A 23,879-nucleotide genomic window follows, 5' to 3' on the forward strand; every position below is an offset into this window, starting at 1 on the left:
ATCCTCCCACAGCGGCTTCGGCGCACGTCGGCCGTAGGATGCGGGGGACGCGCAGGGACGGCTTGATCAGGAGCAGCAGACCATCGTGAGCAGCGAGAACTCTTCGGCGGACGAGGCCCGGCAGGTGGACGACGCCCAGCAGGTGTGGGACGTCGTGGTGGTGGGCGCGGGCCCGGCAGGCGCATCGGCCGCGTACGCGGCGGCGGTCACCGGACGGCGGGTCCTGCTGCTGGAGAAAGCCGAGCTGCCCCGGTACAAAACCTGCGGCGGCGGCATCATCGGCCCCTCGCGCGATGCCCTCCCGCCGGGCTTCGAACTCCCCTTCAAGGACCGGGTGAACGCGGTCACCTTCTCCAACAACGGCCGTTTCACACGGACCCGCCGCTCCAAGAACATGCTGTTCGGGCTGATCAACCGGCCCGAGTTCGACCAGCAGCTCGTCGAGCACGCGCAGAAGGCAGGCGCCGAACTGCGCACCGGCGCGACCGTGCAGCGGGTGGAACAGCACGGCTCGGCGGTGCCGGACCGGCGGACCGTCGCCGTCGTCCTCCAGGGCGGCGAGACGCTCCTGGCGCGCGCGGTGGTCGGCGCCGACGGCAGCGCCAGCCGCATAGGAGCGCATGTCGGTGTGAAGGTCGACCAGGTGGATCTGGGCCTGGAGGCCGAGATCCCGGTGCCCGAGACCGTCGCCGAGGACTGGAAGGGCCGGGTCCTCATCGACTGGGGTCCCATGCCCGGCAGCTACGGCTGGGTCTTCCCCAAGGGCGACACGCTGACGGTCGGGGTCATCTCCCGGCGCGGTGAAGGAGCCGCGACCAAGCGGTACTTGGAGGAGTTCATCGGACGGCTCGGGCTCGCCGGGTTCGAGCCGAGCATCTCCTCCGGGCATCTCACGCGCTGCCGCGCCGACGACTCGCCGCTGTCGCGCGGCCGGGTGCTGGTGTGCGGTGACGCGGCGGGGCTGCTGGAGCCGTGGACCCGTGAGGGCATCTCCTTCGCGCTGCGCTCGGGGCGGCTCGCGGGGGAGTGGGCCGTGCGGATCTCCGAGGCGCACGACGCCGTGGACACCCGGCGCCAGGCCCTGAACTACGCGTTCGCCGTGAAGGCGGGGCTGGGCGTCGAGATGAGCGTCGGCAAGCGGATGCTCGCCGCGTTCGAGCGGCGGCCGGGGCTCTTCCACGCCGCGCTCACCGGATTGCGGCCCGCCTGGAAGGCGTTCGCGGACATCACCCGCGGGTCCACCTCGCTGGGCGAGCTCATCCGGGCGCATCCCATGGCCCAGCGGGCGCTGACCGCGATGGACCGCCGCTACGAGGCTGCGGCCGTCTCCGCGGGCGCAGCGTCCGGGCGGTCGGGGGACGAGGCGGCCGAGGCGGCCGGGCCCGAGGGGAACGCGTCCGACGTGGCGGGTGCCGGGGACGCCGGTGCGGGGGACACCGCTGCGGGGGAGTCGGGGTCCGCGAAGACGCGTGCCGACGAGGCCGGTTCCTGACCGTCAGCTCTCGGCGGCGATCCGGAAGACCGGGTGGTCCGGCGCGATACGGCGCAGGTCGGCGTCGGGGGAGTCGGGGCCGACGCCGTTGAAGAACACGCCCACCTCGGCCTTCCAGCGCTTGAGGTAGGCGCGCAGCAGCGGGACCTTGTCGTCGTCGGAGACCTCCGTGGCGGTGAACACGTCCACGTGCTTGCCGAGACGGAGTTCGCCGCCGCCGGCCGCCCGCATGTTGTGGGTCCACTGGACGTGGCCGCGCGGGGCGACGAGGTACCGCTGTCCGTCGACGGTCAGCAGGTTGACGGGCGTGGTGCGCCACTCGCCGCTCTTGCGGCCGCGGACGGCGAGGACACGGGAGCCCCAGACGCTCAGACCGCGGCGGGTCAGCCAGGCGATCGAGCGGTTGAGGACGTTGACGGTGAACCAGCCGGGCTTCTGGACGTGTGCGGACGTGGCCATCGGGACTCCCAGGACGCATGTGCGGAGCGGTGCTCTCTTTTGTGAGCGGTGCTCTCGCTTGGTGGGTTCAGTGTGCCTTGGACTGGTGCTCCAAAGCAAGAGCAGTGCTCTCGTTTTGGGTCGGCGCTCTCGATTCGGCTTGCTGCTCTTGAGTTGGATCAGCGCTCTCGTTTGTGTGCAGTGCTCTCTTTTCATGGGAGACTGGCCAGATGAACCCGCCGCCCGAGAGCTCCGACCGACCGAACCGCCCTGATGCTGCCGGCCGTACCGACGGTCCCGACCGTTCCGATCGACGTGCCGCACCGCTGGGCGCCCGGGCCCGTGCCCGCGTCGAGGTCACCACGGCCATCAAGGACGAGGCGCGCAGACAGCTCGCCGCGGACGGCGCCGCCAAGCTCTCCCTGCGGGCCGTCGCACGCGAACTCGGCATGGTGTCCTCCGCGATCTACCGCTACTTCCCCAGCCGCGACGACCTGCTCACCGCACTCATCATCGACGCCTACGACTCCCTCGGCGAGAGCGCGGAGGCGGCCCGTGACCGGTCCGCGGGTGCCGCGCCCGCGCAGCGCTGGGTCGCGGTGTGCGAGGCGGTGCGCGGCTGGGCGCTCGGCAGCCCGCACGAGTACGCGCTGATCTACGGCTCCCCGGTCCCCGGCTACCGCGCCCCCCAGACGACGGTGCCGCCCGCGTCCCGTGTCGGCCTCGTCCTGTTCGGCCTCGTCCGGGACGCGTACCGGGCGCGTGGGCTGGCCGTGGCCCGGCTCCCCGCCGAACTGCGGCCCGAGGCCGAGCGCATGGCGGCCGACCTCGCGCCCGACCTGCCGCCCGCGACGGTCGCGGCCCTCGTGGCGGCCTGGGCGCAGCTGTACGGGCTGGTCGGGTTCGAGCTGTTCGGCCAGTTCCACCGGGTGGTGGAGGACCGGCCGGTGTTCTTCCGCGAGGCGGTGGCACGGCTGGCGGACGGGGTCGGGCTGGCGTACCCCGACTGACTCCACCGTCCGGGCGTCGCACCCCGCCGGTGGCCTCAGGACGCGAGGTCGATGACCGTCCCGATGCCGTCCCGGCGGGCGCGGTCGACGAGGAGGCGGGTGACCGTCAGGTCCTGGAGGCCGATGCCGACGGAGTCGAAGAGGGTGATCTCGGCGTCGGAGGTGCGGCCGGGGGCGAGGGAGGCGAGGACCGCGCCGAGTTCGAGGGCGAAGACGTCCTCGGTGACGGCGCCCTCGGCCAGCGGGACGAGCAGGTCGCCCGACTTCGCGCGGGCCGTGGCGGAGGAGTCGACGACCACCCGGCAGCGCGCGACGGCTTCCGAGTCGAGCTCACGGTGGTCGGGCCGGGGCGGTGCGCCCACCGCGTTGACGTGCTGGCCTGGCCTCAACCAGGCGCCGTGCACGACGGGTTCGCGTCCCGGAGTGAGGGTGCACAGCACGTCGCACGCCTCCACCACCGCGCGTACCGAGGTCAGCACCCGCGCCTTCGTGCCGAGTTCGCCGGTGATCCGGTCGGCGAGGGCGCGGGCGTGCTCGGCGGTGCGGCCCCACAGCACGACCTCGTCGAAGTCCCGGGTGGGCAGCACGGCGTGGGCGTGCGCGTGGGCGAGCGGGCCGGTGCCGACGAGCCCCAGGACACGGGCGTCCGTACGGGCCAGGGCGCGGGTGGCGACCGCGGTCGCGGCGGCGGTGCGGGCCCGCGTGACGGCGGCCCCGTCCACGAGGGCCTCGCAGGCCCCGGTGTCGGTCGACACGGCCAGCACGGCCGATCGCTGCACGGGCAGGCCGCGTTCCCGGTTGCCGGGCAGGTCGGCCAGCAGCTTGACCGAGGCCAGCCGGTCGGGGCCGGAGGCGGCCGTCATCGCGAGGAACGCGCCGTCCGACCCCGGTGCCGTCATCGACGGGGGAGCGGGCAGGACCGCCTCGCCCAGTGCCAGGTCGCGGTGCGCGCGCTCCACCGCCGCCTCGACGTCGTCACCCAGGCGGGACAGGAGGGTCAGGACGTCGGAGCGGGTCAGGATCAAGGTCATGGTGCGGGTCCTTCGGGGTGGTGAGGGGGGCGAGGCGCCGACGCGCCCACGGCCGAGGCGCCGACGGGCCCACGGGACAGGCGTCGACGCGGCCGTAGGGAGGGCGAGTCGGCGGGTAGGGCGGGTCAGCCGGCCCGTACGAACGGCACCGTCAGACCGGACGGGGCCCGGCTGCGTCCGACGAGCCCGCTGACCGCGAGGAGCGCGAAGACGTACGGCAGGGTCGTCAGCAGCGGCCCGGAGATGTGCAGGCCGAGGGCGGGGGCCGCGAACTGGAGGGACTGGGCGACGCCGAAGAACAGACAGGCGACCATGGTCGGCCAGGCGCGCCAGCGTCCCGCGATGACCGCGACGACGGCGAGGTAGCCGATGCCGCCGGTGATGTTGTCGCTGAACGCGTGCACCTCGGAGAGCGCGAGCTGGGCGCCGGCGAGCCCGGCGGTGGCTCCGGTGAGCAGGACGGCGGCGTACCGGACGGCGCGTACGGGCAGGCCGCATCGGTCGGCGGTGGTCGCGTCCTCGCCGACCGCGTCGACGGCGAGCCCCCACGGGGTGCGCCGGCTGCACCCGAAGGCGAGCGCGGCGGCGACGAGGAAGGCGACGTAGCCGAGGGCGGACTGCTGGAACAGGGCCGGGCCGAGGACCGGGATCCCGTGCAGTCCGGGGATCGGCAGCGGGTCGAAGCCGGGGACCGAGTCGGCCTTGCCGTCGCCGAACAGCAGCCGCGCGCCGTAGGTCGTCCCGCCGAGCGCGAGGGCGTTGGCGGTGATGCCGGTGACGATCTGGTCGGCGCGCAGGGTGATGCTGAGCAGCGCCTGGAGGGCGGCGAAGGCGAGTCCGGCGGCCAGGGCGGTGAGGGCGCCGACCGCCGCGCTGCCGGAGGCGAGGGCCCCCGCGGCACCGGCGAACGCGCCGGTGAGCATCATGCCCTCGACGGACAGGTTGAGGACACCGGCACGCTCGCTGAGGAGTTCACCGGAGGAGGCCAGCAGCAGCGGCACGGCCAGGCGTACGCCACCGGAGGCGAGTTCGTCGATCACGGCGCTCATGACGCGCTGCTCCTGGTGTGGTTGCTCCAGAGCATGGCGGCGGCGATGAACAGCACCAGCAGGCTCTGGACGATCTGCACGGACGAGGCGGGGACTTCGGCGGCCAGCTGGAGGTTGATGCCGCCGCTGGTGAGGAAGCCGAACAGGAGGGAGACGGCGGTGACGGCGAGCAGGGAGCCGCGGGCGAGCAGCCCGACGACGAGCCCGGAGAAGCCGTAACCGGAGGAGAAGTGCTCGGCGAGCACGTAGGGGGCGGTGGCGACCAGGGACGCGCCCGCCACTCCGGCGAGGCCGCCCGCGAAGGTGAGGCCGCCGGTCTCCAGCCGGGTGACCGGCAGTCCGAGCCGGGCCGATGCGGCGGGCGAGTGCCCGACCGACCGCAGCCGCAGCCCCACGGCGGTGTGCCGCAGCGCGACCGCGGTGAGGACGACCGCCGCGGCGGCGATGAGGACGATCGCGGTGGCCGGGGACTCCGGGCCCCCGATGAGGGGCAGTTGGGCGCCGACGGGCAGGGGAGCGGACTGCGGCAGGGTCTCGGACGAGGTCACCGGCTGGCGCAGCAGCGCCGCCTCGTGCACGGCGATCGAGACCGCGCCCGCGCCCACGAAGTTGAGCAGCAGGGTGGTGATCACCTCGCTGGTGCCCCGCCGGATCCTGAGCCAGACGGCGACACCGGCCCAGGCCGCGCCGGCCGCGAACCCGGCGACGAGCGTGACCGGTACGCCGACGGCGGTCGGGACGCCGTCGGGCAGCGCTAGGCCGGTGGCCGCCGCGGCGATGCCGCCCGCGCACAACTGGCCCTCGCCGCCCACGTTCACGAGTCCCGCGCGGTGGGCGACGGTGAAGCCGGTGGCGATGAGGGCGAGCACCGCGGCGGAGTTGAGGGAGCTGCCGATGGCGTAGTCCGAGCCGAACATGCCTTCGTCCAGGGCCGTCCAGGCGGCGGCGGGCGAGGCCCCGGCGGCGAGGACGAGGAGGACGCCGACGGAGGTGGCGAGGAGTCCTGCGGCGACCGCGATGCTCACGGGATGGCGGAGCGGCGCGGCCACCGGGAAGGGGGAGAGGCGCATGAGGGTGTTCCTTCGGGGGTCGAGTCGCGGCGGGCGCGGCGACTCAGAGGGGTCGGGGGTGAGGTGTCACGGTGCCGCGCCCTCCCGCACCGGACCGTCGGTCGCCTCCGTCACTCCCGTCGCCGTCCCGTCCGCGCCGGTCATCAGCCGGCCGATGCGTTCCCGCGCGTCCGGCGCGTCGGCGGGCACGGGGCCCAGGAGCCGGCCCCGGTAGGCGACGGCCACCCGGTCGCACAGGGCGAGGAGTTCGTCGAGTTCGGCGGAGACGACGAGGGCGCCCGCGCCCTGCGCCACGGCCGTGCGGATGCGGCCGTGCACGGCGGACACGGCGCCCACGTCCAGGCCCCGGGTGGGCTGGGCGGCGGCGAGGCAGCGCAGCGGGTCGAGGGCCAGTTCGCGGGCCAGGACCACCTTCTGCTGGTTGCCGCCGGAGAGGGAGGACATCGGCGCGGCGGGGCCGTCCGCGCGGATGCCGTGCTCGGTGAGGACGTCCTCGGCGGCGCGCAGCATCGCCTTGCGGTCCAGGAACAGACGGCGGCGCCGGAACCGGTCGAGGCGGCCGAGGTAGAGGTTGTCCGCGACCGACAACTGCGGCACGCAGCCCTCGTGGTGCCGGTCCTCCGGCACCAACCCGAGCCCGGCGGCGGTGCGTTCGCGCGGGGTGGTGCGGGTGACGTCGAGGCCGCCGACGGCGACGGTGCCGGAGTCCGGTGCCGTCGATCCGCCGAGCACCGCCATCAACTCGCTCTGTCCGTTGCCCTCGACGCCCGCGATGCCGACGATCTCGCCGGGCGCGATGTCGAGGTCGACGCCGTCGAGGGCGTAGGTGCCGTCCGCGCGGCGCACGCTGACCGCGTCGAGCCGCAGTGCCGAACCGGGTCGGCGGGGCGGGGACTTGGCGGTCGTCGTCGCCGTCGTCGTTGCTGTCGGCGTCACCGTGAGCCCGATCGACCCGGCGAGGGACGTGTCGAGGGAGTCCGCGGGGCGGCCGATCATGAGGGGGACCAGGCGCTCGACGGGGAGGTCGGCGAGGGGGCCGCCGCCCGCGATCCGGCCGCCGCGCAGGACGGTGGCCGCGTCGCCCGCGCGGGCCACCTCGCCCAGCTTGTGCGTGACCAGCAGGACGGCCCGGCCCGACTCGGCGATGCGCCGGCAGGTGTCGAGCAGGGCCTCGGTGGCGGCCGGGTCGAGGACGCCGGTCGGCTCGTCCAGGAGCAGCAGGCGGGGTTCGCGCAGCAGCGCCTTGACGATCTCCACGCGCTGGCGCAGTCCGACCGGCAGGTCCCCCACCCGGGCGTCCAGGTCGAGGTCGAGGCCGTACTCGTCGCGGACCCGCTCGACGCGTCCGGACAGGTCGCGCAGCCGCAGCAGCCGGAGGTTCTCCCCGACCGTCAGGGTCGGCACCAGGCTGAAGTGCTGGTGGACCATGGCGATCCCGGCGGCGAGCGCGTCGGCGGGGCGGCGCGGCGCGTACGGCTCGCCGTACAGGCGCAGGCCGCCGGTGTCCGGGGCCAGGGAGCCGCCGATGACGTGGCACAGCGTGGACTTGCCCGCGCCGTTCTCGCCCAGCAGGCAGTGCACGGTCCCCGGCCGGACGACCAGGTCGACGCCGTCGAGGGCGTGGACCGGGCCGAAGGACTTGCCGAGCCCGGTGATCTCCAGAGCGGGGGCGTCGCTCATCGGGTCACGGTCCGGCCGTCGGCGATCTTCGCCTTCAGTTCGTCGAGCTTCTCGGTCACGGACGCGTCGACGGTCCCGCACAGCACGATGTCGTTGTGCGGGGTGTCGAAGGTCAGCCCGAAGTGGACGGCCTCCGCCTTCCAGGAACCGGCGGCGAGCTGGTCGACGGAGTACTCGATCTCGGCGCCGATGTCCGTCTCGACGTACCCGGCGTACCCCTTCTCGGTGCCGCAGTCGTGCGCGATGGGGCCGCCGATCAGGGTGCCGCCGCTCTGGGCCGCGGCCTGGGCGACGCCCTTGTGGCCGAGGTTGAGGATCTGGCCGAGGACGTCGGCACCGGCGCCGTAGTCGGCGAGGGCGGACTGCTTGGCCTTGGCGGCGTCGTTGAAGTCGCCCACGTACTGCGGCGTCAGGACCTTCACGCCCGGGTCGGCGGCCTTGGCGCCGTTCTCGAACTCCTCGGCGGCGTTGACGATCGCGGGCAGTTCGGCGCCGCCGACGAAGGCGACCGTGCCCTTCTTCGACAGCAACGCGGAGGCGGCGCCCGCGAGATAGGCGCCCTCGGCCTGCTGCGGGTCGTACAGGGCGAGGTTGGCCAGCGGCTTGCCGTCGGCGGGGCCGCCGATCTCGGCGAACTTCACCTTGGGGAAGCGGGCGGCGACCTTGCGCACGGCGGCGTCGGTCTGGCCGCCGAGCGAGATCACCAGGTCGGAGGTGGTGGCGAAACGGACCAGGGCCTGCTCGTAGTCGGCGGGGGCGACCTGCTCGACCTTGCTGAAGGAGACCTTGCCGTCGTGCTGCTTCGCGGCCCGCTGGTAGCCGAGGTACGCCGACTCCATGAAGCCGTCGTCGGAGAGCGAACCGGGGAACAGGACACCGACCTTGAGCGCGTCGTCGCCGGTGTCGGCCGAGGACGATCCGCCGCAGCCGGTGAGCAGGAGGAGTCCGCCCACCACCGCGGTACAGGCCAGGGTGCGGGGGACGGTGTTCAGGGAGTACGCCACGGAAGTGCCTCCAAGGAGAACGGGACAGGGGGAACGGGACCGCGGCCGCGCAGGAGGGACCGGCCCTCGAACGAGTTAGTGGTATACCGTTAAGTCACCTCAGTGTCGGAGCGAAGTGTTTCCCCCGCGTTAGCGGGCGGTTAGCAGTAGCGGCGCGGCTGCGGCGCCCCTGCGGCGAACGCCTACTGTGGGCGGGTCCGGAAAGTGGAGGAAACCCTTGGTGACAGCAGCCGGCCGGTCCGGTACCCCGCGCGGATCGCTGCGCGACCATGCGTACGAAACCTTGCGGCGGCGCATCATCGAGGCCGAACTCCAGCCCGGCGAACGGCTCGTGGAGCGGGACCTGGCCGCCGAACTGGAGGTGTCCCGCATCCCCCTGCGTGAGGCGCTGCGGCTCCTGGAGGCCGACGGGCTCGTCCTGCTCGTGCCGCACCGGGGCGCCCTGGTCGCCCCGTTCACACCCGCCGACGTACGCGACCTGTTCGACGTGCGCGAGTCCCTGGAGTCGCTGGCCGCGCGTCTCGCCGCCGAACGGTCCGACCGGGCGGCGCTGGACCGGCTCGCCGCACGCCTCGCCACCGCGCGGGCCGCCACCCGGGCCGGGGACCAGGACGCGATCGCCGCCGCCAACGCCGGCTTCCACCGCGACATCGTCGAACTCGCCGACAACCCGTTGCTCCTGGGCCTGATGCGCCCCATGGAGGCGCGCACGCAGTGGCTGTTCCGGCTCACCGCCCAGCGCGACCCGGCCCGGCAGTGCAGCGAGCACGAACAGCTCTACGAGGCGATCGCCGCCGGTGACGCCGACCGGGCCGCGGCGATCGCCCACGAGCACGTCGCCGACGGCCGGGCCGACAGCCTCGCCCTGGCCGAGCGGTGGTCGCACCCCGACATCGACCCGGAGGCGGTCGCGGCCCGGCGGCGCAGACGCCCCACGTCCTGACCCGCGGGCCCCGGCGTACTTCCTGGGGAGTACGGGTGATCACCTCGCCCGGCGGACGCCGTCCGCACCGGGCGGCGTCTAGCGTGGCGGCCATGGACGAGGAGCGCGTGCACGGGGGCGGTCCGCCCCCGTGGTGGAACCGGTGGGCGGACCGGCACGGCCGCGCGCGCCTGCCCTGGCGCTCCACCCTGCTCATCACGGTGTTCGTGCTCGCCGGGACCCGGTACGCGGCGGCCCAGCAGGCGGGCGAGCGGGCCCCGCTCGACACCTTCGCGCGGCTGCTGCTCGTCCTCGCCTCGGTCCTGCTGCTGTGGCGGCTCCGGCACCCGGTGGTCGTGGTGTTCGGCACGGCCGCGGCCACGATGCTCTACCTGGGTGCCGGATACCCCTACGGGCCGGTCTTCGTCGCCTTCGCGGTCGCCTGCTTCAGCGCCGTCGTGGCCGGGCACCGCAAGGCCGCCTGGACCGCGCTCGGCGTGCTGTGGGCCGGTCACGTGCTGATCGCCCACTGGCTCCACCCGTGGCTGCCGCCCGCCCGGGACTCCGCCGCCGGGTGGGGTCAGGAGGGGGTGGTCGCCGCCTGGGGCGTCGCGATCCTCTCCGTCGCCGAACTGGCCCGGACCCGACGCGAGCAGTGGGCGCGCGAGCGGGCCGAGCGGGCTCAGGCGGCCCGCAGACGCGCCGACGAGGAGCGGCTGCGGATCGCCCGCGAACTGCACGACGTCCTCGCCCACAGCATCTCGGTGATCAACGTCCAGGCCGGTGTCGGTCTCGCCCTCCTCGACAGCGACCCCGAGCAGGCGCGCACCGCTCTCACCACCATCAAGGCCGCCAGCAAGGAGGCCCTCGGCGAGGTCCGCCAGGTCCTCGACACCCTGCGTGCCGCGGGCGACGCGCCGCGCGCCCCGGCCCCCGGGCTCGACCGGCTCCCCGAACTGGTGCGGCAGGCGGCGGGCACCGGCCTGACCGTGACCGTCGAGGGGACGGCCCCCACGCTGCCGCCCGGCGCCGACCTCGCCGCGTTCCGCATCGTCCAGGAGGCCCTCACCAACGTCGTACGGCATTCCGGCTCACGCCACGCGCGCGTGTGCCTCGATTCCGGGGACGGCACGGCGCTGCGGCTGCGGATCGACGACGACGGGCCCGCGACCGGCGCCGACGCGGGCGGCACCGGCAACGGACTGGCCGGGATGCGGGAGCGGGCCGCCGCCCTCGGTGGCACGATCGAGGCGGGGCGCCGCCCCGACGGGGGCTTCCGGGTGCTCGCCGTACTGCCGCTCAGGACCGGGGCCGAGGAGGACGACCGGTGATCCGCGTACTGCTCGCCGACGACCAGTCCCTGGTACGGGCCGGATTCCGCGCGCTGCTCGACGCGCAGCCGGACATCGAGGTGGCGGGGGAGGCCTCCGACGGCGAGGAGGCCCTGCGCCTGGTGCGTGAACTGCGCCCGGACGTCGTGCTGATGGACATCCGCATGCCCGTCCTCGACGGTCTCGCCGCGACCCGCCGGATCACCGGGGACGCGGCGCGGGCGGACGTGAAGGTGGTCATGCTGACGACGTTCGAGCTCGACGAGTACGTCTTCGAGGCGATCCGCTCCGGTGCCTCCGGCTTCCTGGTCAAGGACACCGAACCGGACGAACTCCTGCGCGCCGTCAGGGCGGTGGTCGAGGGGGACGCGCTGCTCTCGCCGGGCGTGACACGGCGGCTGATCGCGGAGTTCGCCGCCCGCTCCAAGGAACCCGCCGAGGGCGACAGGCTCGGTGGACTCACCGAACGGGAGCGGGAGGTGATGGCCCTGGTCGGCATCGGCCTGTCCAACGACGAGATCGCCCGGCGCCTGGTCGTCAGCCCGCTCACCGCGAAGACCCACGTCAGCCGCACCATGGTCAAGCTGGGCGCCCGGGACCGGGCCCAACTCGTCGTCATGGCCTACGAGTCGGGGTTGGTGCGGCCGGGCTGGCTCGGCTGAGCGCCCCGCCGGAAACGGACCAGCACACTCACCACCCGGGCCACGAACAGCACGGCCGCCAGCGCGAGACCCACACGCGGCAGCGACCGCTCGACCGGCCCGGGCAGGGCGAAGAGCCAGGCCGGTGCCACGAGCGCCGCGAACACGACCCCCGCCGCGAACGCCGCGCTGAGCAGCGCGTAACCGACCTCGACCGTGACCGCGTCCCGCTCGGCCTTGTCCGGGCGTCCCCCGTGCTCGTTCATGCGGGGAGTCTCACAGCCGTGCGCCCGGCGGGGCAAGCACGCCCCGCCGGGCCACGGACTCGGCGACCAGTCGCGCAGGGCCACGGATTCCGCCGCGGATTCCGACGCTGTCGCGGTGAGCGGAGAGGCCATGCGCAGGACTCCACATGCGCGTGCATTGAATGCAAGGGCATTTAAGTCCGGCGCAATAATTGCCGCTCTCTGCTACGGTGTCCGGCCATGGCGCCGAAGAAGGCCGAGCAGGCACTCGTGGACCAGTGGCGCGACCTCCTCGCGCTCCATGCGCGCACCCAGTGCGAACTCGATCGCGCACTGCATCAACACGGTTTGTGCGCCAGCGACTTCGAGGTGCTGGACGTACTCGCCGACGGCGGCTGCTCCTACCGCGTCCAGGAGATCTCCGAGCGGGTCCATCTGAGCCAGAGCGCGCTGTCGCGGCTCGTCGCCCGGCTGGAGAAGGACGGACTCGTCGAGCGCGGGATGTGCGAGGAGGACCGGCGGGGCGTGCGGGTGCAGCTCACGCCGAAGGGACGTGAACTGCACGGTGACGTACGGCCGGTGCAGCGGGCGGTGCTGACGAGGATGCTGGTCCGGGACTGAGTGGTCTCAGACGCCGGACGTCTCCCGCCACAGCTCGGCGAGCGAGGCGTCCCCGGTCACCCCGGGGAACGGCACCCTGTTCCACAGGGACAGGTACAACTCCCGCGCGGGGCCGCTGATCTCGCACTCCGCCTCGGCCGTCGCGCCGCGCTCCGCCGCCGGCGGCTCCGCGGTCAGCCGTACGGTCCACACCGCGTCCTCCGTGTCCGTGGCCCGCACCCGCAGCACCCTGGGCCGCTCGGTGCGGACCCGGCTCTTCGCGCGGGCGTGGAAGCCGCGCAGCAGCTCGTCCACACCGTCGGCCGCGAAGTCCGCCGCGATCGGGGAGGGGGCGCCGCCGCGCGCGGCCTCGGCGTCGATCCGGTGCACGGTCGTCTCGTGGGCCTGACGGCGTGCCCAGAACGCCAGCGGTGAGCGCGCGGGCAGGAAGTGGTAGCACTCCAGCGCCGGATCGGCCCGCTCCAGCGTCTCGACCAGCTGCCGGTGCCCGGCGCGGTACCAGGCGAGCAGCTCCCCGCCCTCCAGGCCGGGCGGTTCGGGAAAGGGGCCCGGAGCGGTGCGTCCCTCGGCGACGAACCCGGCCGCCCAGCGGTGCACCCTCCCCGTGTGCTCCACCAGATCCCCCACCCGCCACTCCGGGCAGGTCGGCACCTCGGCGTCGACGCCGGCCAGTTCGGCGGCGGAGGCGAGGAGCCGGCCCTCGTGGTCGAGCAGGCGGATGAAATCTGCGGTGTCCATGGAGGGAGTGTGCGGCATGCGCGGGGCGGCGCCCGCACGGTTTTCCGGCGGACGCGCACCCACCGGGCTCATGGTGCGAGGCGACGGGTCGCGAGCCCGATCACGGCCGCCGCCGCGGCCAGTGCCGCCGCGCTGGTGAGCGCGACGGGCAGGGAGGACCAGCCGGCCATGAAGCCGATCGCCGGCGGGCCCAGGAGCAGGCCGCCGTAGCCGAGGGTGGAGGCGATGGCGACGCCGTTGGGGCCGGCGAGGGCGCCCGCGCGCTCGATGGCCACCGGGAAGAGGTTGGCGAGGCCGAGGCCCGCGATGCCGAAGCCGATCAGCGCGGCCCACAGGGACGGGGCGAGGGCGCCGACCAGCATGCCCGCGGCGGCGACGACGCCGCCCGCGACCACGGTACGGGTGCGGCCGAGCCGCTCCAGGAGCGTCGTACCGCTCAGCCGTCCGATGGTCATGGCCAGCGCGAAGGAGGAGTAGCCGATGGCGGCGACCCCGGGGGAGGCGTCGAGGTCCTCCTGGAAGTGCAGGGTGCCCCAGTCGGCCATCGCGCCCTCGCCGTACGCCGTGCACAGGGCGATCAGGCCGAAGACGATCACCATCCCGCGGGTGCGGGGGGCCAGGCGGCGCGGGGCCGCCGTCTCCGCCTCCGCGCGCTCGTGCGCCACGGGCGGGTCGATGCGCAGGAGCGTCCGCCCGGCGACCGCCGTCACCAGCAGGCCGATCACGGTCAGACCGAGCAGATGCCGGGTCGGCGACAGATGGGCGGCGACCAGACCGCCGAGCGCCGCACCGAGCATGCCGCCCAGGCTGAACGCGGCATGGAAGCTGGACATGATCGGCCGGCGCAGCGCGGCGACCAGGTCGACGGCCGCGCTGTTGAAGGCCACGTTGAGCCCGCCGTACGCCGCGCCGAACACCAGCAGCACCGCGCCGAGGGTCACCACCGAGTGGGTCAGCGGCGGCAGCGCGACGCCGAGCGAGAGCAGCACCGCGCAGACCACGGTGACCGGATGCGTGCCGTACCGGCGGCACAGCCGGCCCGTGAGCGTCATGGTGATCACCGCTCCGGCCGAGACCCCGAGCAGCGCGAGCCCCAGCGCGCCGACCGAGGCGTTCGTCTGGTGCTTGATGTCGGGGATGCGGACGACCCAGCCGGCGAACAGGAAGCCGTCCATGGCGAAGAGCGCGGTGATCGCGACGCGGAGGCGGGTGAGGGAGGTGTCGGGCACGGCACTGTGCGACCGAAGTTTGTTTATTTGCGGCACAAAATCAGATTAGGTGGGGCGCCCGGACGGGGCAAGGCCCTCCTGGCGCGGGGTGTCCATGATCACGGAGGCGGTCGGGGATGCGCGTTCGCGGGACGGCGACGCGTCGTCCGGCGGTCCGCGCAAGGGGTCTCCTGCTCCCGCGGTCTGGATGGCGGCGGCCAGCCGGGGGAGAATTCCGGCCGACGGGTCATGGCCGGTGTCAGGTGAGCGGCAGGGGCGGGGACGATGAACTCGGCGGCATTCCAGTCAGGTTCCGTGGTCCGGCGCGGCGGCGGGAGGCCGGGACGCCGGGCCGTGTCGGGTGCCGGACCCGTGCTGGTGACGGGGGCCGCCAGCGGGATCGGGCGGCACTTCGCCCTCACGTACGCCCGCCGCGGGGTGCCCGTGGCGGCCCTGGACATCGACGCCGAAGGACTGGCGGGCCTGCCCGGCCACCCCTGCCTCCACGCCTTCCCCTGCGACGTCTCGGACGCCACCGTCCTGGACCGCACCGTCCAGGAGGCCGAGGCGGTCATCGGCACGCCGAACCGGGTCGTGCACAGCGCGGGCATCGCCCGGGTGGGGCGGCTGCTGACCCAGCCGCTCGCGGACATAGAGCGGCTGACGCGGGTCAACTACCTCGGCAGCGTCCAGGTGGCCCGCGCCACCGTGCCCTGGATGGCCGGGGCCGGGGGCGGCGGCCTGATCATCGTGGCGTCCATAGCGGGCTGGGTGCCGATGACCTCGGTCGGCGCCTACAGCGCGTCCAAGGCCGCCGTCGTGGCCATGGCCGAGGTGCTCGCGCGCGAGTGCGCCGGCAGCGGCGTCCGTGTCGTGTGCGTGTGCCCGCCCGCGGTGGAGACCCCGCTGCTCACACGGATGCAGCGGGACCACCCCGACGTCGTCAGCGACGCCCCGGGCATCCTGCCCGAGGAGGTCCTGCGCGCCGCCGAACGCGGTCTGGTCAAGGGCCGCACGCTGGTGTTCCCGGGCCGTGGCACGACCATGCTCTGGCGCGCCCGCCGCCTGGCTCCGCTCCAGGTCACACGGCTCCTCGAAGCGGTCCTGCTCAAGCGGACGAGCGCGGGGCGCGCGGCGGGCGGTGCCCCGGGGAGCGCTCTGGGCGACGCTTCGGACCGGGGACGCGCGGCCTCGTAGCGGACGACATGCGGGCGGAGGCGGTTGCGGACCGTGCCCGGCCACGGCGATGCGGGGCCGCCGTCGAGGGGGAGCACGGCGTGCGCCGGGCGCGACGGCGGTCGATGGCGGTGCGGGCCGGCGGTTGCCGAGGGGTGCCTCCGGCGCCATCAGCGCGTGGTGGACGGAGCCGGAGGCCGGTGTCCGGCGGTTCGTCCCCGTTTCCGGAGCGGTGTCCGGCGGGGCCGCACGGGTTCCGGTCCGACGGGGCGGTCGCCGCGCGTGCGCGTGGCGACCGGTGGCCCGGTGCCGTACCTCCGGTCCGGCTTCACGGCGCCGCCGGTGGTGGAGGTCCGCCCGCCGTGTCGTACCTGCCGGGGTACGGCCCGTCGGGCGTTGGCGAGGGCTCACGCGGTGTCCGGTGGCTCGGTACGGTCCTGGCTCGGCGGCGTAGCGCGCGGGTCGGCCGGGGTCCGGTCGCACGAGGCTGTCCCCGGCCGTGCCGGTGGCGTCCGGGACACCGGTGTCGTCCCTCCGGGTGTCCGGGGCGGGCGGGAAGTGCGACGCTGGAGGTGTTCGCCGATCCGCCGAGGGGACTCGGGAGGCGCCGATGGGACGCGATGTTCCGGCCCTGGTGTTCACGCGGGAGGACCGCCGCCGCTACCGGGAGAAGATGCACACGTGTCTCGACGTGCTCGCGCAGATGCTGCGCGAGTCGACCTTCGAGAGCGAACGCCCGAAGGTCGGGCTGGAGATCGAGCTGAACCTGGTGGACGACGCGGGAATGCCCGCGATGCGCAACACCGAGGTGCTCCGGGCGATCGCCGACCCGGCCTGGTCGAGTGAACTGGGCCGGTTCAACCTGGAGATCGACATCTCCCCGCGGGAGTTGACCAGCGGCGGCCCCGGCGCGTGGGAGCAGACGATCCGGGACGCGCTCAACCACGCCGAGGAACGTGCCGCGCGGGTCGGGGTCCACCTCGTCATGGTGGGCATCCTGCCGACGCTCGCGGAGTCGCACGTGGACGAGTCCGCCCTGTCCGGCGACCCGCGCTACAAGCTCCTCAACGAGCAGATCTTCGCGGCGCGCGGCGAGGACCTGCGCATCCGGGTGGACGGCGTGGAACGGCTGTCGATGTACGCCGACGCCATCACCCCGGAGGCCGCCTGCACCAGCACCCAGTTCCATCTCCAGGTCGCCCCGCGGGAGTTCGCCGCCTACTGGAACGCCGCCCAGACCGTCGCGGGCGTCCAGACGGCCCTCGCCGCCAACTCGCCCTTCCTGTTCGGCCGGGAACTGTGGCGGGAGACCCGCATCCCGCTCTTCGAGCAGGCCACCGACACCCGCCCGCAGGAGATCAAGGCCCAAGGGGTGCGCCCCCGGGTCTGGTTCGGCGAACGCTGGATCACCAGCGTCTTCGATCTCTTCGAGGAGAACGTCCGCTACTTCCCCGCCCTGCTGCCCCTGTGCGAGGACGAGGACCCGCAGACGGTCCTCGACGGCGGCGGCGCCCCGCAACTGGGCGAACTGACCCTGCACAACGGCACGATCTACCGCTGGAACCGCCCCGTCTACGCCGTCACCGACAGCGGCCCGCACCTGCGCATCGAGAACCGTGTGCTGCCCGCGGGCCCCACCGTCGCCGATGTCATCGCCAACGGCGCCTTCTACTACGGCCTCACCCGCGCCCTCGTCGACGAGGACCGCCCCGTGTGGACCCGCATGTCCTTCTCCGTCGCCGAGGAGAACCTCCACGCCGCCGCCCGTGACGGCATCGACGCCCGCCTCTACTGGCCCGGCGTCGGCGAAGTCCCCGTCACGGAACTGGTGCTGAGGCGGCTCCTGCCGCTCGCGCACCGCGGGCTGGAACTCGCCGGCCTGGACGCCTCGTGGCGTGAGCCCATGCTCGGCATCATCGAGCAGCGCTGTGTCACCGCCCGCAACGGCGCCCTGTGGCAGGCGGAGACGGTCCACCACCTGGAGAAGTCCGGCGTCGGCGACCGCGCCGAGGCGCTGCGGCGGATGACCCTGTCGTACAAGGACTACATGCATCTGAACGCGCCCGCGCACACCTGGCCCGTGGACTAGGGGGTGGTGCGGAAGTCCCGCACAGCACCCCCTGGCCGAGCGGTCCGCGAGGGCACGGCGTTCAGGTGCCGCGGTAGCCGCGCAGCTTGCGGTAGAGCGTGGCGCGGCCGATGCCCAGGGCCGCCGCCGTACGGGCCTTGTTGCCGCCGTGCAGGCGCAGCGCCTCCAGGATGGCGGTGCGTTCGGCCTCCTCCATCGGCGTGAGGGGGCGGGACGCCGGGCCCTCGCGCACGGGGCCGGGCAGGTCGGCGCGGCGGACGGGGCCGGTCGTGCGGCGGTGTTCGGCGACCGTGCGGACCAGGTGGGCGAGTTCGGTGACGTTGCCGGGCCAGGGGTACTGCTCCAGGGCGCGCAGCGCGTCCAGGGACCAGGTGAGCGGGGGACCGGAAGGGGTGAGGTACCTGGTCAACCCGCTGATGTCCTCCGGGCGTTCCCGGAGCGCGGGCAGGGTGACCGAGCGGGCCGCCAGGGTGTCCAGGAGGCGTTGCAGACAGGGGCCCGGCGTGGCGTCCGGGGTGTAGGTGACCAGGAGCGGCAGCGCGGGACGGGCGGCGAGCAGGGAGTTGAGGGCGGCGGTGTCGGTCTGGGCGAGCTGCTCGGCGTGCCGGACGAGGACCCGGCGTCCCGCCGTCAACTCCTCGAACCTGTCGTTCAGTTCGCCTTCCGCCGCGTCCAGCTCCACCGCGTCCGGGGCGAGTTCGCGGGCCAGGGATGTCTTGCCGGTGCCGCGCTCGCCGATGAGGAGGACGGGTTCGCCGTCCGCCGCCAGTTCCGCCGCCCGGCCCGCCGCGTGCCGCCACGGCAGTGACCGTGCGCCAGGTTCCGAGACCGTGCGCGCGGCCGGGCCGCCCAGGTGCCGCGCGGGTTCCAGCACGGCGACCGCGCCGACGACCGTGCCCTGGTGGGCGACGGGGGAGAGGTGCGCGGAACCGTCCGGGAGGGGCACACGGTGCGCGGTCCTGGCGCCCCGCATCAGGGCGAGCGCGCCCCGTTCCAGTGCGTCGAGTCCCTCCGGGGACAGCAGTCGGCGCGCGGCCTCGCTGACGAGGCGGTTGCGGCCGTCGAGGGCGACGACCGCGCGGGGGCGCGCCCGGCCCCGGCCCTCGCTCGCGTCCCCGCTCTCGCCGGAGATCCTCAAGTAGGCGTCCAGCAGCAGCCGTTCGGCCGCCCCGGACCGGGCGAGGAGCTCTGCCTCCACGGCGACCGCCGTGGCCTCGGCCAGCGGTGCGCCCGGATGCGGTCCGCACTCGGCGCACAGCGCGCAGGCCACCGTCACGGTGCCGCGCGCCCTTCCCGTCTCCGGTGCCCGGACCGGGACGCTGACCGCGGAGACCTCCTGCCACAGGTCGAGGAAGTGCTCGGGGCCGTGCACCTCGGCGCGGCCGTGGGTGTGCAGCGCGAGGGCGGCGCTGTTGTGGCCGACCCGCTGCTCGGACAGGTCCCGGCACAGCGTGTCCGAGACCGGTCCGCCGGTCCACAGCACGCGCAGCCGTTCGTCGGTGAGGACGAGCGACGCCGCCCCGGCGGTGAGCGTGGGGGCTATCCGCTCCAGCACGGGCCGGGCCGCGTCCAGCAGCGCGGAGTCGGCGGGCGGGTGCGTGACCGGGGGCGCGGCCCCCACGTCGTGCCGCACCCCGAAGAACCGGGCCCGTCTCCAGGCCGCGACGACGTCCTGCGGCACGCCGTCCGGCAGCTGCTGTCCGCTGAGGAACAGTTCCCGGGCGCGGCGCAGCGAGGTCAGGGCGACGGGGCGCCGTCCGGTGGGCCTGCCGGTCGCGGTGGCTCTGGAAGGTGTCGGGGTCACGGCGTCTGCGGTGGTCATGGCGCCTCCCACCCTACGCGTAAAGGTTGAAAGCGGAACGACTGCGGTCCGGTCCGACGGCGCGAGGCCTGCCCGGCCCGACGGCGTGAGGGCTGCCCGGCCCGCCACGGCTCCGGCGGCGGACTGGCTCATATTGAGACACCCGCGCGCCCACCGCCCGCTCCATGATCTTGAGAGTCGGTGCCTGGTCTCCCGCCCGACAGGCGCCCCCACCGTCACGCTCTCCCCCCAGTCCCTGGAGCCCACCCAGTGCAGACCGCCGAGCCCGATGTCCGCACCGACGTCCTGATCGTCGGCAGCGGCCCCGCGGGCGCCTCCGCCGCGCTCGCCCTGAGCACGTACGGCGTGCCCAACATCGTCGTCACGCGTCACGCGAGCCTCGCCGACACCCCCCGGGCCCACATCACCAACCAGCGCACGATGGAGGTCCTGCGCGACCTCGGCGTCGAGCGGGAGGTCATGGCGCAGGCCACCCCGCAGCACCTGATGGGCAACACCACCTTCTGCACCAGCCTCGCCGGGGAGGAACTGGGCCGGGTCCGCTCCTGGGGCAACGACCCGCTCGTCCAGGCAGCGCACGAGCTGGCCAGCCCCACCCGCATGTGCGACATGCCCCAGCACCTGATGGAGCCGGTCCTCGTGGACGCGGCCGTCGCCCGCGGCACCCGGCTGCGCTTCTCCACCGTCTACAAGTCCTTCGTCCAGGACGCCGACGGCGTCACCGTCACCGTCGAGGACCGGCTGCGCGGCGACGAGTACACCATCCGCGCCAAGTACCTCATCGGCGCCGACGGCGGACGCAGCCAGGTCGCCCAGGACGCGGGCCTGCCGATGGGCGGCCAGATGGGCGTGGCCGGCAGCATCAACATCGTCTTCGACGCGGACCTGTCCCGGTACACCGCCCACCGGCCCTCCACCCTCTACTGGGTGCTCGCCCCCGGCGCCACCGTCGGCGGCATCGGCGCCGGCCTGGTGCGGTGCGTGCGGCCCTGGAACGAGTGGATGATCGTCTGGGGCTACGACGTCACCGCGGGCGCTCCCGACCTGACCACCGAGTACGCCGAGTCGGTCGTCCGCCGGCTGATCGGCGACGACGAGACACCGGTGACCGTCAAGTCGTCCTCGGCGTGGACGGTCAACGAGATGTACGCCGAGACGTACTCCAGCGGCCGGGTCTTCTGCGCGGGCGACGCCACGCACCGCCACCCGCCGTCCAACGGCCTCGGCTCCAACACCTCCGTCCAGGACTCCTACAACCTGGCCTGGAAGCTCAAGCTCGTCCTCGACGGCACCGCCGCCCCCGGTCTGCTGGACACCTACACCGCCGAACGCGCCCCGATCGGCCGCCAGATCGTCACCCGGGCCAACCGGTCCATCGCCGAGACCGCCCCCGTCTTCGAGGCCCTCGACGGACTCTCCCCGCAGACACCCGAGCGGCTCTGGGCCAACATCGACGCCCGCAAGGACGACACCGAGGCCGCCGGGAAGCGGCGCGCGAAGCTCCGCGAGGCGATCGCCTTCAAGGCGTACGAGTTCAACGCCCACGGCGTCGACCTCAACCAGCGCTACGACTCCGCGGCCGTCGTCCCCGACGGCACCCCCGACCCCGGCTTCGCCCGGGACCCCGAACTGCACCACCAGCCCTCCTCCCGCCCCGGCGCCAAGCTCCCGCACGCCTGGATCACCGCCGGCACCCGCACCGTGTCCACCCTCGACACGGTCGGCAAGGGACGCTTCACCCTGCTCACCGGCATCGGCGGCGCGCACTGGCTGACGGCGGCGAAGGCGCAGGACGCCGACATCGCCACCGTCGTCATCGGCCCCGGCCGGCAGTACGAGGACCCGTACGGCGACTGGGCCCGGCTGAGCGAGGTGGCCGACGGCGGAGCGCTGCTCGTCCGGCCCGACGGATACGTCGGATTCCGGCACGCGACGGCGGCGGCGTCCGCCGAGGACGCCGAGCGGGCCCTGACGGCCGCCGTACGGCGGATCCTCGGCCACGACTCCTGACACGAACACGACTGAAAGGTGAGATCCATGCCCCTCGGACTGCTCCGGCGGCGATTCAGGCATGCCCCCGGAGGCGCCGCGGGCCACACGCTTCCCGTCCCGGACGGAGCGGGCAGCGTCCTGCGCGAGGTCCTCGACCCGGTGAACCAGCCCCTGGGCGGCGCCGAGGTCACGGTGACCGAACTGCGCAGCCACCGGATCGCGGCACGCGGGACGACGGACCCGTACGGGTTCTTCATGGCGGTGCTGCCTCCCGGCGACTACAGCATGATGATCGTGGCCGAGGGCCTCGAACCGCACCGCGAGACCGTGGAGGTCGTCCCCGGAGCCGCCCTCGCCGCCCAGCAGGTCTGGCTCCAGCCCGCCCGCCAGGCCGAACTCCCCGTCCCCGGAACATGGTTGTTCGACCCGCCGCACACCGCGATCCGCTTCATCGCCAAGCACGTCGGCATGGCCCATGTGCACGGCCGCTTCGAACGGTTCGAGGGCGGCATCCAGGTCGCCCAGGACGTCAGCGAGTCCCGCGTGCACGTCCGCATCGAGGCGGCGAGCATCACCACCGGCAACAACACCCGGGACGCGCACCTGCGTTCGGCCGACTTCCTCGACGTCGAACGCTTCCCGTACATCGACTTCCACAGCACCCGCTTCGCCTACCGGGGCGGCAGCAAGTGGTCCCTGCTGGGCACGCTCACCATGCACGGGGTGAGCCGGTCGGTGAGCCTGGACACCTCCTACCTCGGCATGGTCAACGGCGGCTACGGCGAGGAACTGCGCTGCGCTGCCCTCGCCAAGGCCGAACTGCACCGCGAGGACTACACGTTGAACTGGCGGACGATGCTCGCGCGCGGCATCGCCGTCGTCGGCCCGACCGTCCAGCTGGAACTGGACGTCCAGGCGATGTACCGCACCCACGACACCCCGACGCCCCCCGAGTAGCGGCGACCGCGGCTCTCACGCGGCCCGGTACCGTCTGAAGTCCGGGAAGCAGAGCAGCAGCGTCAGCGCGGCCGTCACCGTCAGCAGTCCGCCCGCGGTGACGGCCGACGTCGCTCCGAACGCGGCACCGGCCGCCCCGTGCGCCAGATCCGCCAACCGCGGGCCGCCCGCCGCGACCACGGTGTCCACCCCCTGGAGCCGCCCCCGTATCCCGTCCGTCGCGGCGGACTGGAGCACGGACTTGCGGAACACCCCCAGCGCGAGCAGCGCCCCGCCCGCGGGCACCAGCCACGCCGCCGCCACGGCCAGGGAACCCGCCGTCCCGGACGCGGCCAGCGCCAGCCCCCACACGCACACCGACACCCCGATCGCCGCACCGTGCCGCCGGGTCCGGGTGAAGGTGCCCGACGACAGGGCCGCGAGCACACCCCCGGCGGAGAGCGCCGCGTACAGCACCCCCGCGTTCGCCCCCGGGTACGTCTCCCGCGCGAGCTGCGGGAAGAGCGCCGCCGGCATGCCGAGGAACAGCGCCGAGAAGTCCGCGAGATACACGACCAGCAGTACCCGGCGGGCGGCGAGGAGACGGAACCCCGCCCCGAACCGCCGCCCCTCGCGTCCGCCGGACACGGCCGGGGGCAGCGGGGGCAGCGGTGGCAGGCGCCGTACGGCCCACAGGGTGACGCCGAGCGCGCCCGCGTCCGCGAGATACAGAGGCTGACCGTCGACGACCGGCAGCAGCGCGCCCGCCAGCAGCGGTCCTCCGATCCCCGCCGACCAGGTGACCAGGGACTGAAGGGCGTTGGCGGCGGGCAGCAGCTCGCGCGGCACCAGCCGCGGCACCACCGCCCCGCTCACCGCCGCGTTGGCGCCGAACAGCCCCTGCTGCACCGCGACCAGGGCCAGCAGCACACCCGCCGACCCCAGATGTGCCCACGCCTGCGCCCACAGCAGCACCGAGGTCGCGCCGATCCCGGCCGTGGTCGCCAGCAGCACACGCCGCCGGTCCCGTACGTCCGCCAGCGCGCCGCCCCACAGCGCGGCCAGGGCCATGGGCGCGAACCCCACGAACCCGGCCAGCCCCACGTACGCCGACGAGCCGGTCAGGTCGTAGATCTGCATCGGCACGGCGAGCGCGGTCATCTGGGCACCCAGGGCGGTCACCGTGCTCGCGGCCCACAGCCGCCGGAACCCGGCCTGCCGCAGCGGCCTCGTATCGATCAGTAATCTGCGCACCCGGCGATGCTGAGGCCTCCCCTTCGGTCAAGGTCAACCGCGCGTGCCGTTCGCCGCGCGAGCCCGCCGAGGCCGAGCGGGCGCATCGGCCGACGGCTGGAGCAGCCGTATGTCCAGGTCCGGGTCCGTC

The 23,879-nt window shown here is 74.1% G+C and carries 21 protein-coding genes; 10 read left to right on the plus strand and 11 right to left on the minus strand.

What is annotated here, in order from left to right:
• Nucleotides 1-85 precede the first annotated feature (85 nt).
• On the plus strand, nt 86-1,492 hold the full coding sequence (locus ACIPSE_RS29900) for a geranylgeranyl reductase family protein (protein WP_401668393.1): 1,407 nt from the start codon (nt 86-88) through the stop codon (nt 1,490-1,492).
• 3 nt (nt 1,493-1,495) lie between these two features.
• On the opposite strand, the gene ACIPSE_RS29905 is transcribed toward ACIPSE_RS29900, so the two are convergent.
• Nucleotides 1,496-1,951 (minus strand): nitroreductase family deazaflavin-dependent oxidoreductase, encoded by a 456-nt coding sequence (locus ACIPSE_RS29905; protein ID WP_401668395.1) that lies wholly within the window; start codon nt 1,949-1,951, stop codon nt 1,496-1,498.
• A gap of 209 nt (nt 1,952-2,160) precedes the next feature.
• Between ACIPSE_RS29905 and ACIPSE_RS29910 the strand changes: the two genes are divergently transcribed.
• On the plus strand, nt 2,161-2,940 hold the full coding sequence (locus ACIPSE_RS29910; protein WP_401668397.1) for a TetR/AcrR family transcriptional regulator: 780 nt from the start codon (nt 2,161-2,163) through the stop codon (nt 2,938-2,940).
• A 35-nt stretch (nt 2,941-2,975) separates the two neighbouring features.
• Here ACIPSE_RS29910 and ACIPSE_RS29915 read toward each other — a convergent pair whose 3' ends face one another.
• The 5 genes from ACIPSE_RS29915 to ACIPSE_RS29935 form a co-directional block, all read right to left on the minus strand.
• Nucleotides 2,976-3,971: an ornithine cyclodeaminase family protein gene (locus ACIPSE_RS29915; RefSeq protein WP_401668399.1), complete on the minus strand. Its 996-nt coding sequence runs from the start codon at nt 3,969-3,971 to the stop codon at nt 2,976-2,978.
• 125 nt (nt 3,972-4,096) lie between these two features.
• Entirely contained in the window at nt 4,097-5,020 is a 924-nt protein-coding gene (locus tag ACIPSE_RS29920; RefSeq protein WP_401668402.1) for an ABC transporter permease, read from the minus strand.
• Nucleotides 5,017-6,090 (minus strand): ABC transporter permease, encoded by a 1,074-nt coding sequence (locus ACIPSE_RS29925; protein WP_401668404.1) that lies wholly within the window; start codon nt 6,088-6,090, stop codon nt 5,017-5,019. The genes ACIPSE_RS29920 and ACIPSE_RS29925 overlap by 4 nt, the downstream gene beginning before the upstream one ends.
• A gap of 66 nt (nt 6,091-6,156) precedes the next feature.
• The gene (locus tag ACIPSE_RS29930; RefSeq protein ID WP_401668407.1) at nt 6,157-7,770 is read right to left on the minus strand and encodes an ABC transporter ATP-binding protein; all 1,614 of its coding nucleotides are present in this window, start codon (nt 7,768-7,770) and stop codon (nt 6,157-6,159) included.
• A complete protein-coding gene (locus tag ACIPSE_RS29935) occupies nt 7,767-8,774 on the minus strand; it encodes a BMP family protein (RefSeq protein ID WP_401668409.1) in 1,008 nt (335 codons plus the stop codon). Before ACIPSE_RS29935 ends, ACIPSE_RS29930 begins: the two co-directional genes overlap by 4 nt.
• 220 nt (nt 8,775-8,994) lie before the next feature.
• On the opposite strand from ACIPSE_RS29935, the gene ACIPSE_RS29940 reads away from it, so the two are divergent.
• The 3 genes from ACIPSE_RS29940 (at nt 8,995) to ACIPSE_RS29950 (ending at nt 11,689) form a co-directional block, all read left to right on the plus strand.
• Nucleotides 8,995-9,717 carry a GntR family transcriptional regulator gene (locus ACIPSE_RS29940; protein WP_401668411.1) on the plus strand — a complete coding sequence of 241 codons (723 nt, stop codon included), beginning with the start codon at nt 8,995-8,997 and terminating at the stop codon, nt 9,715-9,717.
• A 92-nt stretch (nt 9,718-9,809) separates the two neighbouring features.
• Entirely contained in the window at nt 9,810-11,027 is a 1,218-nt protein-coding gene (locus tag ACIPSE_RS29945; protein WP_401668414.1) for a sensor histidine kinase, read from the plus strand.
• Complete coding sequence (locus ACIPSE_RS29950) at nt 11,024-11,689, plus strand: response regulator (RefSeq protein ID WP_401668417.1); 666 nt, start codon at nt 11,024-11,026, stop codon at nt 11,687-11,689. Before ACIPSE_RS29945 ends, ACIPSE_RS29950 begins: the two co-directional genes overlap by 4 nt.
• On the opposite strand, the gene ACIPSE_RS29955 is transcribed toward ACIPSE_RS29950, so the two are convergent.
• Nucleotides 11,650-11,934: a DUF6332 family protein gene (locus tag ACIPSE_RS29955; RefSeq protein ID WP_401668420.1), complete on the minus strand. Its 285-nt coding sequence runs from the start codon at nt 11,932-11,934 to the stop codon at nt 11,650-11,652. The two genes, ACIPSE_RS29950 and ACIPSE_RS29955, sit on opposite strands and share 40 nt — an antisense overlap.
• Nucleotides 11,935-12,153: 219 nt before the next feature.
• Here ACIPSE_RS29955 and ACIPSE_RS29960 point away from each other — a divergent pair, with 219 nt between their 5' ends.
• Nucleotides 12,154-12,534: a MarR family winged helix-turn-helix transcriptional regulator gene (locus tag ACIPSE_RS29960; protein WP_401668423.1), complete on the plus strand. Its 381-nt coding sequence runs from the start codon at nt 12,154-12,156 to the stop codon at nt 12,532-12,534.
• Between the two features lie 6 nt (nt 12,535-12,540).
• On the opposite strand, the gene ACIPSE_RS29965 is transcribed toward ACIPSE_RS29960, so the two are convergent.
• Together ACIPSE_RS29965 and ACIPSE_RS29970 are read right to left on the minus strand one after the other, a co-directional pair.
• Complete coding sequence (locus tag ACIPSE_RS29965) at nt 12,541-13,272, minus strand: maleylpyruvate isomerase family mycothiol-dependent enzyme (RefSeq protein ID WP_401668425.1); 732 nt, start codon at nt 13,270-13,272, stop codon at nt 12,541-12,543.
• Nucleotides 13,273-13,340: 68 nt separating this feature from the next.
• The gene (locus ACIPSE_RS29970; RefSeq protein WP_401668428.1) at nt 13,341-14,501 is read right to left on the minus strand and encodes an MFS transporter; all 1,161 of its coding nucleotides are present in this window, start codon (nt 14,499-14,501) and stop codon (nt 13,341-13,343) included.
• A gap of 264 nt (nt 14,502-14,765) precedes the next feature.
• On the opposite strand from ACIPSE_RS29970, the gene ACIPSE_RS29975 reads away from it, so the two are divergent.
• Together ACIPSE_RS29975 and ACIPSE_RS29980 are read left to right on the plus strand one after the other, a co-directional pair.
• Nucleotides 14,766-15,677, plus strand: coding sequence for an SDR family NAD(P)-dependent oxidoreductase (locus tag ACIPSE_RS29975; protein ID WP_401668430.1), 912 nt, complete (start codon nt 14,766-14,768; stop codon nt 15,675-15,677).
• A 589-nt stretch (nt 15,678-16,266) separates the two neighbouring features.
• Nucleotides 16,267-17,745, plus strand: coding sequence for a glutamate--cysteine ligase (locus tag ACIPSE_RS29980; protein WP_401668433.1), 1,479 nt, complete (start codon nt 16,267-16,269; stop codon nt 17,743-17,745).
• Between the two features lie 61 nt (nt 17,746-17,806).
• On the opposite strand, the gene ACIPSE_RS29985 is transcribed toward ACIPSE_RS29980, so the two are convergent.
• Nucleotides 17,807-19,567: a helix-turn-helix domain-containing protein gene (locus tag ACIPSE_RS29985; RefSeq protein WP_401668435.1), complete on the minus strand. Its 1,761-nt coding sequence runs from the start codon at nt 19,565-19,567 to the stop codon at nt 17,807-17,809.
• A gap of 249 nt (nt 19,568-19,816) precedes the next feature.
• On the opposite strand from ACIPSE_RS29985, the gene ACIPSE_RS29990 reads away from it, so the two are divergent.
• Together ACIPSE_RS29990 and ACIPSE_RS29995 are read left to right on the plus strand one after the other, a co-directional pair.
• On the plus strand, nt 19,817-21,577 hold the full coding sequence (locus ACIPSE_RS29990) for an FAD-dependent oxidoreductase (RefSeq protein ID WP_401668437.1): 1,761 nt from the start codon (nt 19,817-19,819) through the stop codon (nt 21,575-21,577).
• Nucleotides 21,578-21,604: 27 nt separating this feature from the next.
• Complete coding sequence (locus tag ACIPSE_RS29995) at nt 21,605-22,516, plus strand: YceI family protein (RefSeq protein WP_401668440.1); 912 nt, start codon at nt 21,605-21,607, stop codon at nt 22,514-22,516.
• A 15-nt stretch (nt 22,517-22,531) separates the two neighbouring features.
• Here the strand turns inward: ACIPSE_RS29995 and ACIPSE_RS30000 are convergent, their stop codons facing one another.
• A complete protein-coding gene (locus ACIPSE_RS30000) occupies nt 22,532-23,749 on the minus strand; it encodes an MFS transporter (RefSeq protein ID WP_401668443.1) in 1,218 nt (405 codons plus the stop codon).
• Nucleotides 23,750-23,879: the final 130 nt, after the last annotated feature.

It is taken from the genome of Streptomyces sp. NPDC090106 (genome assembly GCF_044747265.1).
GTDB lineage: Bacteria > Actinomycetota > Actinomycetes > Streptomycetales > Streptomycetaceae > Streptomyces.

Bases quoted from the DNA above. Each gene is read 5' to 3' on its own strand.
- ACIPSE_RS29905 (WP_401668395.1), bottom strand. From the start codon at position 1,951: ATGGCCACGTCCGCACACGTCCAGAAGCCCGGCTGGTTCACCGTCAAC.
- ACIPSE_RS29915 (WP_401668399.1), bottom strand. From the start codon at position 3,971: ATGACCTTGATCCTGACCCGCTCCGACGTCCTGACCCTCCTGTCCCGC.
- ACIPSE_RS29945 (WP_401668414.1), top strand. From the start codon at position 9,810: ATGGACGAGGAGCGCGTGCACGGGGGCGGTCCGCCCCCGTGGTGGAAC.
- ACIPSE_RS29930 (WP_401668407.1), bottom strand. From the start codon at position 7,770: ATGAGCGACGCCCCCGCTCTGGAGATCACCGGGCTCGGCAAGTCCTTC.
- ACIPSE_RS29995 (WP_401668440.1), top strand. From the start codon at position 21,605: ATGCCCCTCGGACTGCTCCGGCGGCGATTCAGGCATGCCCCCGGAGGC.
- ACIPSE_RS29955 (WP_401668420.1), bottom strand. From the start codon at position 11,934: ATGAACGAGCACGGGGGACGCCCGGACAAGGCCGAGCGGGACGCGGTC.
- ACIPSE_RS29910 (WP_401668397.1), top strand. From the start codon at position 2,161: ATGAACCCGCCGCCCGAGAGCTCCGACCGACCGAACCGCCCTGATGCT.
- ACIPSE_RS29920 (WP_401668402.1), bottom strand. From the start codon at position 5,020: ATGAGCGCCGTGATCGACGAACTCGCCTCCGGTGGCGTACGCCTGGCC.
- ACIPSE_RS29960 (WP_401668423.1), top strand. From the start codon at position 12,154: ATGGCGCCGAAGAAGGCCGAGCAGGCACTCGTGGACCAGTGGCGCGAC.
- ACIPSE_RS29980 (WP_401668433.1), top strand. From the start codon at position 16,267: ATGGGACGCGATGTTCCGGCCCTGGTGTTCACGCGGGAGGACCGCCGC.
- ACIPSE_RS29925 (WP_401668404.1), bottom strand. From the start codon at position 6,090: ATGCGCCTCTCCCCCTTCCCGGTGGCCGCGCCGCTCCGCCATCCCGTG.
- ACIPSE_RS29975 (WP_401668430.1), top strand. From the start codon at position 14,766: ATGAACTCGGCGGCATTCCAGTCAGGTTCCGTGGTCCGGCGCGGCGGC.
- ACIPSE_RS29985 (WP_401668435.1), bottom strand. From the start codon at position 19,567: ATGACCACCGCAGACGCCGTGACCCCGACACCTTCCAGAGCCACCGCG.
- ACIPSE_RS29965 (WP_401668425.1), bottom strand. From the start codon at position 13,272: ATGGACACCGCAGATTTCATCCGCCTGCTCGACCACGAGGGCCGGCTC.